Source organism: Arthrobacter sp. UYEF3 (assembly GCF_040546245.1).
In the GTDB taxonomy this organism is placed as follows: domain Bacteria; phylum Actinomycetota; class Actinomycetes; order Actinomycetales; family Micrococcaceae; genus Arthrobacter.
This window is the reverse complement of the sequence record NZ_JBEPNK010000016.1, coordinates 41323-53660: the sequence shown is the minus strand read 5'-3', so window position 1 is coordinate 53660 and position 12338 is coordinate 41323. Positions and strand designations below refer to the sequence as shown.

9 protein-coding genes are annotated in these 12338 nt (G+C 61.9%); all 9 read right to left on the bottom strand.

Translation table 11 applies throughout. From position 1 onward, the window contains the following. Positions 1-38: 38 nt before the first annotated feature. From ABIB14_RS12335 to ABIB14_RS12295, 9 genes are read right to left on the bottom strand one after another with little or no spacing between them, the layout of a single operon-like run. Positions 39-1394, bottom strand: a complete 1356-nt coding sequence (locus tag ABIB14_RS12335) for a tyrosine-protein kinase domain-containing protein (RefSeq protein ID WP_354236169.1) — start codon at positions 1392-1394, stop codon at positions 39-41. Between the two features lie 9 nt (positions 1395-1403). Further along, positions 1404-2747, bottom strand: coding sequence for an O-antigen ligase family protein (locus tag ABIB14_RS12330; RefSeq protein WP_354236168.1), 1344 nt, complete (start codon positions 2745-2747; stop codon positions 1404-1406). Next, a complete protein-coding gene (locus ABIB14_RS12325) occupies positions 2744-3694 on the bottom strand; it encodes a glycosyltransferase family 2 protein (protein WP_354236207.1) in 951 nt (316 codons plus the stop codon). Before ABIB14_RS12325 ends, ABIB14_RS12330 begins: the two co-directional genes overlap by 4 nt. Further along, positions 3694-4446 carry a polysaccharide deacetylase family protein gene (locus ABIB14_RS12320; RefSeq protein ID WP_354236167.1) on the bottom strand — a complete coding sequence of 251 codons (753 nt, stop codon included), beginning with the start codon at positions 4444-4446 and terminating at the stop codon, positions 3694-3696. Before ABIB14_RS12320 ends, ABIB14_RS12325 begins: the two co-directional genes overlap by 1 nt. 3 nt (positions 4447-4449) lie before the next feature. Next, the gene (locus tag ABIB14_RS12315; RefSeq protein WP_354236166.1) at positions 4450-5406 is read right to left on the bottom strand and encodes a glycosyltransferase family 2 protein; all 957 of its coding nucleotides are present in this window, start codon (positions 5404-5406) and stop codon (positions 4450-4452) included. Further along, a complete protein-coding gene (locus tag ABIB14_RS12310; protein WP_354236165.1) occupies positions 5403-6560 on the bottom strand; it encodes a glycosyltransferase family protein in 1158 nt (385 codons plus the stop codon). Before ABIB14_RS12310 ends, ABIB14_RS12315 begins: the two co-directional genes overlap by 4 nt. Continuing rightward, positions 6560-10891 (bottom strand): PKD domain-containing protein, encoded by a 4332-nt coding sequence (locus ABIB14_RS12305; RefSeq protein WP_354236164.1) that lies wholly within the window; start codon positions 10889-10891, stop codon positions 6560-6562. The genes ABIB14_RS12310 and ABIB14_RS12305 overlap by 1 nt, the downstream gene beginning before the upstream one ends. Positions 10892-10893: 2 nt before the next feature. Continuing rightward, positions 10894-11541 (bottom strand): hypothetical protein, encoded by a 648-nt coding sequence (locus tag ABIB14_RS12300; RefSeq protein WP_354236163.1) that lies wholly within the window; start codon positions 11539-11541, stop codon positions 10894-10896. A gap of 4 nt (positions 11542-11545) precedes the next feature. After that, the gene (locus ABIB14_RS12295; protein WP_354236162.1) at positions 11546-12301 is read right to left on the bottom strand and encodes a CDP-alcohol phosphatidyltransferase family protein; all 756 of its coding nucleotides are present in this window, start codon (positions 12299-12301) and stop codon (positions 11546-11548) included. Between the last annotated feature and the right edge of the window lie 37 nt (positions 12302-12338).

Here is a 12338-nt window from a genome sequence, read left to right as displayed (position 1 = left end):
TTCGCCGCTCTTCTGCCGCCGACGATCCTCTCAGCCGTTCAGCCCACCCGCGCATAGCTTTTCCCAGCCCGTTTGGCGGCGCTGCCCCTCCGCAGTGGCAGACCGAAGTGGCGGCGCACCACCGCTAGGCCGATGATGCGGGTACCGGAGATCCGGAGACAAGCCACGCTTTCACCAATCCGTCCGGCATTGGCCTTGCTCATTTCCACTGCCAGCACCGCCCCCTGCGTCAACTCGCCGAGCACCACTGCATCCGCGGCGCTCAAGACGGGAGGGGTATTAACGATCACTACCTCGTAGATACCCCGAACGCTCTTCACCAAGTCGGCCATTCGCGATGAAGCGATCAGCTTGCCCGCCGGTTCTTGCGTCACTCCCGCAGGAAGGATGTCGATTCCGAGAGCACTGTTTCGTTCAATCGCTGCCTCCAACGTCTCCGTTTCGTCACTCAGATACTTGGCCAGGCCTCCCCCGGATGACAGGTTTCCCCACGCGCGGCGGGACCTAAGGTCGGCATCGATCACTAGGACGGAGACTCCCGTTTCGGCGAAGGCCACCCCAAGGTTCACTGCCGAGATCACAGTTTTGGCGGTCAGTGCGGACGTAAGTTCCACGCACAGGCTGTCCCGGGAGGCCAGCGAAGCCCTCAAATTCTCGCGCAAGCGCCGGTACTGTTCGGCGTGGAGACCCCCGGGGTCCTGCACCATAAGCAGTGTTGAAGAGGTGCCGTCGTGCGCAACGACGGTGCCGATGACGGGCATACCCGTTTCAGATTCAAGCTTTTCCGCCGTGCGCCGCTTGGACTGGTAGCTACGCCAGCCGATGACGGCCAGGGTGCCGAGCAGCAGCCCGAGCAAGGCACCTGCGCTCTGGTTCAGATCCGCGTTCGGCGCCGAAGGCGAGGTGGGCAGAACGGCCGTCTTGATTGTCTTGACAACAATGATGCCCTTGTTATCGGTATCCTTCGGGCCTAGTTGCGTGACCAATTGGCCAAGGTGGGTTGCTACCGAATTGGCCACATCCACTGCCGTCTGCGGCGACGTGTTCGTTGCGGTAACCTGCAGAATTGCGCTATTGGGTGGAATCGTTGCGGAGACGGAGCCTGCAAGCTTGGCGGTGGTGCTATTCAACTGAAGCTCCGAGATTACCGCATCCAGCACCACAGGAGTGGAGGCAAGCTCTGCAAAGGAAATCATCTGGCTCTGGACATATGTGGAGCCCTGGTTCAGGTCGGTTGCCGATTTGTTGCTCTGCAAGGTGATGTACAGGCTCGACTGACCCTTGTAAGTCGGCGTGGAAAGGTTGGTTAAACTCGCGGCCGCTCCCCAGCCAAGGAGAACGGCGAGGATAATCACCGCAGCGGCGCCTTTAGCGCCTTTGAAGAGACCGATCAATGGCATTTCTTAACCCCCGGATTGTCGTGTCAGCTGAAGCTGGTGGAAGGAATGTTCCGGGCCGACGCTCGGCACCGCGATGTTCGTAGCTTGCTTCCGTCGCTTTGTCTGATCTCTGGCCACCGCCTGCGCGGCGACTGCCAGGCCCGCCGTGAAGCACAGAAATACTGCATATTGCGTGATGAGAGCCACGGTGGCGAGCGCCGGAATCTGTGCGACGAGAGCGACAACGGGTGCTGTGGCGCGGCCGCGGAGCAGAAGGATGACGGCCGCAAGAAGCAACGAGATCACTGTAGCCAGAGGCAGGTAACCATACGTAAGACCCGTCAGGACCAGTGCACTGTCAATGGACTTGAAACCGCTGAAGGTGGCCTCACCTTTGGGTGAAACGGCGAACGCCGGAGACATCCCCACGATCCGCATGTCATCGAGGAGGGACAGTAGGTCCGTCCGGTAGTCCGCACTTCCGGACGCCTCCTTGCCGGTACTTTCGAAGAACTTGTTAGCGTAGGGCAGCCCGACCGCTCCCGCCGCGAGAACTGCGCAGCTGACGTAGACCTTTAGGCGCCGGCTCAGATCGTTAGGCATGCAAAGGACGGCTAGAAGGAGCCCTAAAACCGAGCAGATCATTCCGGTCCGGCTGAAGGTCAGTATGGTTGCCGTAATCATTACTGCGACCATCGAGAACCGGATCCATAGTCGCAGGGTGGACGCGATGACTAACGGAATTGCTATGGACAAGCTCGCGCCCAGCGCTATCGAATGCCCGAAGGCACCCTCAACGCGGAGCTGGCCGCCGCGATACTGGAGCGGGGACCAGATCGCGTAGGACGAGTTATCCGAGTGCCAAAGAACAAAGAGGTTAGTTCCCGTCACGTATTCAACGGTGGCGAGAACCGCGACCAAGGTGAAAGCCACACCCACCGCCGCATAGCACCACTCGAGCGACAACCGGACGATGACGGTTCGTCCAAGTAGGTAGCTGACTCCCCAGGTGGCGATCAGCGTAAACCCTGATGCGAGAGTGGTCATGCCTAGGAACGCGGCGACGAAATATGTGAGCATCAGGGATGCCGCAACCCAGTCGGTCAATCTGGTGCGGTGGGCCGCCAAGGTTCCTAGCGCGATGATGAGAACAACAGTGGCGGCGGTCACGACAGGAAAAAAGATCTTGACGTCCACTCCCACCCAATACGGGACAAAACACAGGGAAGAAAGCCAGAGAGCCAAACCGGCCTTCGGGTGTTTCCGCAGCATGAAGACGCAGAGCGCGGCGGCGGCGATTGCGCAAGCGGTGATAAGCCAGCGATAGATGTCATCCCCGGTCGTGATGGGCAGAAAGATGGACCTCATTTGCCCACCGTCCCGCGACGACGCGCTTCCCCGTCGGCGATGCGCAAACCGTCCAGATGGCCGTGCAGGGCCGCCCGCAACGGCGCCGCGGGGCGAAGGAACTGTCGCTTGCCCCCGCGCAGCAGGATGTCGTATGCGGCGCGTCCGGAACTCGACCGCCAGCGACTCAGACTGTCGTCGTCCAGATGCCGTGCCGCGAAGAGCAGCCGGTTGCGGATGTTGTAGTAGTAGTAGGTCGACGACTTCCGCCGGTCCAGGCGAGCTACGTTCTCGGGCGAGTGGGTTCCGCCCTCGTCATGCACCGCAACCGCGCCGCGAAGCACCGCAAGCCGGCCACCGGCCTTGGTGACTCGATACGAGAGGTCTACGTCCTCCCAGTAGAGAAAATACTCCTCGTCGAACCCTCCCACCTCGTTCCACAGAGCCGCGCTCACCATCAGGCAGGCGCCGCTGAGCCACGGCTCGGTAGGGCTTCCAGGGTTGGATGCCCGTTTCCGCACGGAAGCCGTCCGGCCGGTGTCCAAGTAAAGATCCGCCCCATCGAACCAGGTTGAGCCGTCCGGCCGGAGCACCAGCGGCGATGAAATCAACAGTGGATCCAGCGCCACCGACTCGTGCAGCTGGCTGATGCTGGCATTGTCGATGGTCGCATCCGGGTTCAACAGCAGGAAGCTCTGGGCTCCCCCGCTCGCCGCGCGGGCGACGCCGAGGTTCATGCCCTTGCCGAAGCCTACATTCTCGTTTGGTTCCACTAGATCCCATCCGTGCCGGGAAGCCAGGGCACGAACAGCTCTTCTTTCCGGGGTGGACGAGAAACTGTCAACGACCACGACGGCCGCGCCAGGAGTTTGCGAGGACACTTTCTGCAGGTTTCGTTCCAAGAGCTTGTGAGATCCATAGTTCACTACCACCAGCGCCAGCGGCGGGAGTGCTGTCCCCGTCGACATCAAGCCCGCCGCCGGCTGAACCACACGGAACGCCGGAATTCGCCCTGGGCCAGGGCTGCCCCCAGCGAGCGACCAGCGAGACCGGATGCCTCGAAACGGGAAAGCACGCGACCGGCCAGTCCGCCTCGGTCCACGAAGGGTTCCGGCCCGTCGTAGACGCCGTCCGCGGGTCCGGCAAAGCCGTCGTGAGCGAGCAGGATGTCTCCCGAGACTGCACCGTTCGTGGCTCGGGCGACACGTTCGTCTTGGCTCGCTTCACGAGAGTCGCTGGTTGTTCTGCTCCACATGACAGGTTCAAGGCTGCAGGCCTTGATTGCCGCCCATGTGCTCACACATTGTGCACCGTAAGGAGGCCGCATCCAGCGGACCTGGGCGCCGGTGAGGTCTTCCAACTCGTTCTTTCCGTCCCTAGTTCGGCGCAGAACTTCTCTGACTGGGAGGTTTGTAAGCCGTCGGTGGTCAATTCCATGCAGCCCGATCTCGTGTCCACTCTCTGCCACAGCCGAAAGCAGTGCAGGGTGCCGCCGCGCCCGGGTGAGTAGCACGAAGAAGGTAGCTGTGGCATCGAAATCCGCGAGGGCTTGAAGAATCGCCTCGGTGCCGCGTGGATCAGGACCGTCGTCGAAGGTCATCACAATGACGGGGGCGTGGGTCTTGACTCCGGTGATGGACCCGATGGGTCCGGAGTAGGACCGGATGATGGGCTTGATCCGTGCAGTGGCGGTTTTTGTCAACAGACTCGTATTCTTCACGGGTCAGGCCGCCTTTCGTTTGCGTGAGTATTCCTGGTAGGCCACACCCATAGCACCTGCCAGCATCCCCGCCCCCCGCATGGCGGAACGCAGGCCTCTGGCTTGGTTCCGCAAGGAGCCACCGAACAACCCGTAGCCGAACCGGGCGCTACCTCCGCCGATGCGGAGCAGGCCGCGAGCTGCCATGCGGATGCGGAGGGCTAGGGAGCATAAGAGGTTCTCGGCAAGGTAAAGCTCTACCAGAGTGGCTGAATTTCCGTGGCTCCAGGCCCGCGCAAGGACCCATTTGCGGTTGATCCGGTCTGCGGGGACGAAGTCCTCGGCCACGGATTCATCGCACCAGACGATCTGCTTTCCGCTGCGGGTGAGCATTCTGCTGAAGAGGGTGTCCTCGCCGCCGGTCAAGCCGAATCGACGGTGGAACCGCGCACCGCTTTCACGGATCTGGGCCACGTCCAGCAGTAGATTGCCGGCGGCAGCAACGCCGATATGGGTTCCGGTACGCATCCGGCGGCGTACAAAGAACTCGCCGGCCCTGATCCAAGGCCCTGGCTCCTTCTCGAAGACCGACACCACGCGTCCCATGACGGCGGCGGCGCCCGTCTCCTGCCACGTTTTGATCAACGGGTAGAGCCACTGGCCTTCCGGCTCCTCGTCGTCGTCAATAAAGACCAACATGTCTGCGTCTGAGGCCTCGTCAAGGGCACGGTTGCGTCCGGCGGAAATGCCCGGTTCCGGCTCTAGGACGTAGTGCACCAGCTTGGGGTCGCGCTGCTCCGTAACTTGCTGGGCGCTGCCTGCCGGGTCGTTGTCGATGACGAGGACGTCTGCGTGGACGCACAACTCCCCGGCCATGTTCAACGCCTGAACGTGCTCCACAATTACGGACAGCCCCCGCCGTAGCCTCTCCGGGCGTTTGTAGGTGAGCACCGCTACGGTGAGTTTCCTGGTCACGGTCACGATGCCGCCGCCTCCTCACCGAACGTTGCGGCAGGTGGAATGCTCGAGGTCCCGAGCTTGTTCGTGCCCTGCCGCTTCGCCTCAACCGCCGCGCGGTAGGCGCGACCGTGCTCCCTGGCTGTCTCTGCCCACTCCCTGCCAGCGAAGCAGGGCTCCGGCCGCGGTGCGTTCATTTTGATCTGCCGCAGTGTGGAGAGAAGGTCAGAAGCCTTCAGATCACCTAGGTAGGTAAATACCCAGCCTGGACCTACCTCCTCACTCAACATCCGGTTTACTTTGTTCAGCGGCACCAGCACGGGGCGGTTCAGGGAGAGCGCCATCAGCACGCCACCGGAGTTGTGCATGAACCGGTATGGAAGCACCACCAGCTCTGCGGCTGTGACAGCCTTCACCAGTTCCTCGTCTGATAGGAATGCAAGGTCCAACGAGATCCGCGGATCGGACAGTGCGAGTTGGCCGACATGCCTGCCCAGTTCCGGCGTTGACGGATGACCACCGACAGAGAGGGACAATCCCTCGGCCAGTCCCTGCGTTCCACGGAAAGCTTCAATCAGCCGCTCAACTCCCTTATAGCGGCGGATCAACCCCACGTAGGCAATCCGCCCCTCTATCACCGGGCTCTTGGGAAATTGCGCGAACCAAGAACGATAATCGCCGTGCGGTATGGTAGCCGTACGGCCCTCAGGCAGTTTCGTTGTCGCGTTCAGACGAATTCTCGACGCCGTTTCTCTCTCGATCAGAGATAGCAGGACCTTTTCCCTCTTCGTGATCCCCTGCGGCGATTCTATGTTGTGCACCGTACGCACAATGGGCGTGCGCGTGAGGCGAAGTCGGAACAGTAGGGCCAACGTTAGGATCTGGCGTACCAGCTTTTTGACAGGGCTATGCCCGTTGACGAGGATCTCGGGCCAGTGAACGTGGAACACGTCGTAGGCACCCAAGAGCGCAGTACGCCACGTGAAGTTGAGTACTTCCGTTCCGGGCTCGGCTTGCAGAGCCCGCTGCAGCATCACCAAATAGGGGTTGGTGGTGCTGCGCGGCACCGGGAATGACTGCAGGATCGTAAGACCATTCTGCGGGCGACGACCGTGCATGTAGCCACAGGTCTTTTTCACTGCCTCTCCGCGCATCTGTGTCAGTGCCTGTCGGAGCATCAGCCCACCACCTTAGCCGTGAGCGAGGTGAAGCTCGCCGTTACCGGTCCAACTGTGGCCGTCCTAGAGAGGTAAGTCAGCAAGCCGACCGACCCGGCCGTTTGAAGCCCGGCTGTCGTGTCCGTCGTTGACGCTGTCCACGCCAAGGGTTCCACCGCCGTCGTCTTCCAGACCTTGCCGTTGATAGTGCTGGAAAGCAGCCCGTTGACCTGGAGGCGGATCTGCAACTGGTCTCCGGCGGCGTAGGCCACGCCCGGAAGAACGGTGGTGGTCATGGCTGTCTCCGCTCCCGAGATGATCTTGGTGAGGTACAGGGTCATCTGGCCTGTCGAAGCAATCCATACCTTCGCCCGGTAATCGCTGTTGCCGACTTTCCTCCCGATGAGAGATACGAAGTAGCCACCACCGTCCGGTTTCTTGTCAAGGGACACTTTCACCGTGATGTCCGTGCTTCTCGAGGACACAGAGCCGAGAGTGGCGCTTGGTTGGCCCGCCGCGTTTGTAACGAACCTACCAAATCCGCCCGACACCGAATAGACCTGCCCTGCGCCTGTGTCCACGCTCCAGGGACCGCCGACGTCGGCGGTGCCGAATCCCAAGGCAACGTTCCGGGTGAAACCGTCCTGCGCGAGTACGTCGCTTACTGAAACCTCGCCCGAAGCCGAACCAGCGGCGCCCTGGTTGTCGGTGACCACCAACTTGACCTGGTACGAACCCGCAGCAGCGTAGGCGTGAGAGGGTGTTGCTCCGGAACCAGCGGCTGACCCGTCCCCGAAGTCCCACGCATAGGACGCAATGGTCCCGTCCGAGTCGGAGGATCCGGCGGCGTTGAAGGAAGCGGTCAGACCCGAGGAAGACGACGTGAACGCGGCGACCGGCGGCTTATTCGGAGCCGCAACTGTCACGGCATGCGTCACCGAATTCGTCGCGCCCTTGTCATCGGTGACCGACAACGCGACCTGGTAGGTTCCGGCCGCGGTATACGGGTGCGACGGCGCCACACCGGAGCCAGCGGCCGAGTTATCCCCGAAATCCCACGCGTAGGAGGCGACGGTGCCATCAGGGTCGGACGATCCTGAAGCGTCGAACGAGGCCGTCAGGTCCGCGGACGACGACGTGAACGCGGCGGCCGGCGGTTGGTTCGGGGATGCCAGGGTCACCAAGTTGGCCGCCGTGTTTGTCGCGCCTTTATCATCGGTTACGGTCAGGGTGACGTTGTAGGTGCCTGCGGCGGAGTACGAATGCTGCGCCGTTGCGCCGTTGCCGGGCGCGGACCCGTCCCCGAAGTCCCAGGCGTACGACACCACGGTGCCGTCGGGATCGGAAGACCCGGACCCTTCAAAGGAGGCCGTCAGCCCTGAATATGACGTCGTGAACGCGGCCACCGGCGCCTGATTGATCGTAGCCACCGTCACGGCTTTTGTGATCGCATTGGAGGCGCCGTTGTTATCCGTCACGGTCAGCGTCGCCTGGTACGTCCCCGCCGCAGCGTACCCGTGCTGCGCCGCCACGCCAGAGCCGGCAGCCGACCCATCCCCGAAATTCCAAGCATAGGACGCCACGGTGCCGTCCGAGTCGTACGACCCCGACGCGTCGAAGGACGCAGTCAGTGCCGACGACGACGAAATGAACGATGCCACGGGCGGCTGGTTGACAAAGGCTACCGTCACCGGCTTCGTCAGAGTATTCGAAGCACCCTTGTCATCGGTCACCCTCAAGGTGACCTGATACGTGCCGGAAGCAGCGTACGCGTGCGAGACCGTCTTGCCATTTCCGGCAGCCGAACCGTCACCGAAATCCCAGGCATACGAGGCAACCGTCCCGTCCGGATCGGACGACGCTGACGCGTCGAAGGAGGCGCGTAGGCTCGTTGCGGAGGAGGTGAACGCCGCCACCGGGGCCTTATTGACGACCTCGCCGGAGAGTGTGAAATGGTTCTGCACTTGCTGGGCGGTCAGGACGGACGGGTAGATGGCAACGTCGTCGATATCGCCGCTGAAATAGTTACTCCTTGGTTGAGCGGGCCAGCCGTTCAACGAGTCGCCGCCGACTTTCCAGTAGCCGCTATAGGGCTGACCGTACGGCACCCCTGTCTGCTCACCTACTTTCTGACCGTCGACGTACAGCGTAAGAATTCCTCCGCCTAACGTCGCCGCGGCGTGGTGCCACAGGCCGTCGTTGTAGGATGCCGCGCTGTTGACCGTCTTAGTGCCGGCGTAATAGACCCCGCACCAGATTCGGCCGGAGTTATCCATATAGATCTGCCGGTCATAGCTGCTGGAATCTTTTGTATTGCTGTCCCCGAATCCGAGGATTTTTCCGCCGTTGCTGCTTGTTGTCCTGAACCAAGCCTCGGACGTGTATGTATCGGCTCCCGCCATGAGCCAGGGGCCGACGGCCTTACCACTACTGGTTCCGTTGAAAGCGGACGCGGTGTTCGTATCACCGACTATGGCCCCCGATGCTCCGCGCGTCACTCCGCTGCCGGCCGTAAGGTTAGAGAATCCGGCCCAGTCGGTGACCGTAGCCCCAGTGCCCTCCCCGAGCCGCCAGTAGCTCTGCGCGCCGTCCTGAAACACCGCCGCTCCGTACCCGCTGAGTGCCAAGTTGCTGGCAACATTGACGTTGACCGTGTCCGACCGGGCCGTATTGCCGAAGGGATCGGTCGCAAAAACGCGGTATCCGTGAGTCGATCCGGGCGCGAGGCCCTTGTCCGTGAAACTCATCGCGGGCCGGTTCCACGACGTGGACGCCTGTGTGGTGGTGAAGACGGGGTGCCCGGTGTCTCCGTCACGGATAACGTCATACCTCAGGTTCTCATTGTCCCTGTCCCAGTTCGCCTGCCAGTTAACGCGGACGGTACCCGTGGACGTCGTAATCAGGGACGGATTGAAATTAGATCCGGTCACTGTCGGGCCCTGCTTGTTGGGAGCGATGTCTTTTGTCGCCAGACGAACCAGGCCCTGCTGCGCCGTGCCGTTCACGTGCAGGAACTCGCCCCCCAGAACGACGTACTGGGAATTGCCAGCCACCGTCCACGCTCCCTGATTCTGACCCGTGTAGGTTCCGTAGTCGAGGTCGGGAAACCAGTTCAGCAGCGTCGGGGACGGATTCCCGGCAAAATTCGCGTAGTCCGGATACTTGTTCTGGGTGATCGTACCCGTCGCCGACTTGCTGAACGCTGTTGCGCGATGGTGAATCCAGGCAGATTGCGGTGAAGCCTGCGGGAAACCACCGATAGTGCCGCAATAGTGCTCGTGGCTGACCACGTACACGGCAGTTGGCGCAGCGTAGATTCCGTAACTGTCGCCATGGCAGTCCTCCAGCCAAGTAAGGGAGCCGTCTGACCAGTTCGCTGAAAAGGTTCCCTCGAGGTTACCGCCGGACCCGTAGACGTATCCGCTTCCGTACAGGTTGGTGCCGTCGGATGAAAGAGACAGAATCGCCGCGTTGTTGCCCGCGTCCTTGACGACGTTGTTGGCACTGAACGGCAGCGAGGAACCACTGGTGGCATCCACCATCCCCAGGCCGTAACCGGGGTTCGACGAGCCGTTCAGGCTGCTGAAGGCTCCGCCCAGCGCAACCTTGCCCTTGTCCGGAGACAGGACCATAGCGTTCACGCCCCCACCGGCCGCGTTCGGGGCCCATGGCAGAAGGCCGCCGTCCGCGGCGCTGAATGCGGCCAAATTGCTGCGGAGCACCGAGCCCACAGCGTTGAACCAGCCGCCGGCGTAGACGGCGGTGTCCGTTGCCACGATCGCGTTGACGCGGGAGTTGGGCAACGGCATGAAGCTGGTGATGAGAGCGCCGGTATTGGCGTCCACAGCCGCGATCTGCGAGACCGCTGTGCCGTTGACGCGCGTGAAGGAGCCGCCAACGTAGATCCGTGTGCCGTCGGGTGAGGCCGCGATCGACCGCGCTTCCGCGTTCAGGCTGGGTGCGAACGAGTTGATCAGATTTCCGGTGGTGAGGTCGAACGCCAGAAGATTGAGCCGCGGGACCGTGTTCGTTCCCGGCGCAGCACCGGCCGGGCGGGCGGTCTTGAAGTTGCCTGCTGCGTAGACAATGTTGCCGACGACTACCTGTTGCCAAACGACGCCGTCGATCTGGACTGTGGGAAGCGCATCGGCGGAGACCGTGACGGGGCTGGCCGGTGACATTGGATCGGCGGGCGCCGTGTCCGCCGTCGCCGGGGGCACAACGACAAGTGCGAGGGCGGCAAGCATGGCGGCGCTGGCCAGCGCCATGCCCTTTTCGAACATCCCGGCGTGCCGTTTTCGGGAGATCTTGACCGCACTATGGCGCCCGTAGTTTTTCGTTGTGGTCCGCATGGTTACTTTCCCGCTTTCGGAGCCGCGCCTTCGAAGGCAAGGACGTCCTCGGCAACTCCGAAGTTTACGAGAATCAGAACTTTTTCCCGCTGGTCAGCGGCGACGTTAAATACGTAGACCGCCGACGCCGAACCATGCGCGTTGACTGCATCGGGCAAACGGGTGGCGCCAGGACCGCCGAGCTGAAGCCCCGGCGTCAGTGCGGCCCCGTATGCAAGGGCCAGGACGGGGTTTGCTGTGGGCAGGGCGACTGATGTGGGATTGTCTACGGTGACTTGGAATCGGAGGGCAGGTCCGGCAACTTCACCCGGGCCGGTGGCCTCACCCTGGACCGCTTCCATCTTTTCGATCCTGACCCTCGCACCGCTTTTGAGTACCGCCGTCGCGTTCAGGGCAACGACTCCGGCCCGGGGCTGAGGAATTCGAGCCCGTTCCTTCTCCGATTTGGTGTCGCCTTGGACGGTCTGAGCGGCGGCCGCAGGCGTAACGGCCGGCTTCGTCGGCACGATGGCCGGGATTCCCGCCGCCTGAGCGCTTGTCCATGCTCCCGCGCTCAAGCCCAGAAGGCCCATCACCGCTATTCCTGCTAGCAGCCGTCGCCGCGACCATAATGAGGTCATCCGGCGTTGCTGTGAGACCTTGGTGATCATTAGTTCATGCCCCCTGGGAGTTGGCGTCGGTAGGCAGTATTGCCAGCCGCTTCATGTCGTTGAACCATTTGATGGACGCGAGGAACAAATGCCCGGCGTTAGCGAGAAATAGGAGGCAATAAAGCCCAAAGAAAAGATACGGTGCGCCTAGGAACAGAAATAGCAGGCACAGGATTCCATAGTCGGTCGGAATGAGGAGGAGGGATTTCCATTTTGAGACGCTTCCGCCGGGCAGCTTCCTTCCCGATTTAAGCGCCTCGATGGCCTTCAGATGGTCGTTCAGAATCATCGCGAAAAATGAAACCGCGGCGACGACGGTGAAGCCCATCGGCACCAGCAGCGCCTGAGTCCCCAACTGGAAGTGCTGATAGACCGTGGCCAGCACTGCCAGATGCAGACAGGAAATTTTTGCGCTGTCAATGACGTGGTCAAGCCATTCCCCTGCCACTGAACCACCGCCGCAAAGCCTGGCAACCTGGCCGTCAGCGGAATCGAGCGCATATCCGACGGCCAGCAATATCCAGACGCAGGCTCCAAGCCACCACGAGGGAGTTCCGTCAGCAATCAAACCGATTCCGCTGAACGTTAAGACCGCGCTGGCAACAGTCACCATGTTCGGTTTCATTCCTGCCCGATGGGCAGCGGCCGCGAAATACCTACCCACCCGGCGGTTGACATAAACGGAATAAGGGGGCGCTCCCGGAGCTGCAGCTTTCTGTGCCGACGCGAGTGACAACAGACTGGCGCGGTAGGTCACCACGACTTCGCCATATCCGGCCGGAGGCACTGCCGCCCAG